The sequence below is a fragment of the Methylobacterium frigidaeris genome (genome assembly GCF_022179185.1).
Taxonomy (GTDB): domain Bacteria; phylum Pseudomonadota; class Alphaproteobacteria; order Rhizobiales; family Beijerinckiaceae; genus Methylobacterium; species Methylobacterium frigidaeris.
The window spans coordinates 1-247 of record NZ_BPQJ01000298.1 but is presented as its reverse complement, the minus strand read 5'-3'; the positions used below and the strand labels follow the sequence as shown (position 1 = coordinate 247).

The following is a 247-nucleotide window of genomic DNA, read 5'->3' as shown; positions in this document are numbered from 1 at the left end:
GTGGCCGTTGCCGTAGACCCGGACCACCACCATGGTGAGGGCCTCCACCTGGGTGGGGTTGCCCTTCCCCGGCATGATGGAGGACCCGGGCTCGTTGCCGGGGATGGTGATCTTCCCAATGCCCGCGTAGGGGCCGGAGGCGAGCCAGCGGACGACGTTGCCGACCTTCATCAGGTCCCCGGCCAGGGTGCGGATGGCCCCCATGACGTTGACCAGCTCGTCGTGGGCGGCCAGGGCGGCGAAGCGG

General features: G+C 70.4%; 1 protein-coding gene. It reads right to left on the bottom strand.

All coding sequences use genetic code 11. The features are described from left to right. Nucleotides 1–247: lyase family protein (locus MFF64_RS39160; protein WP_273557220.1), on the bottom strand; the 247-nt coding region annotated here is incomplete at both ends.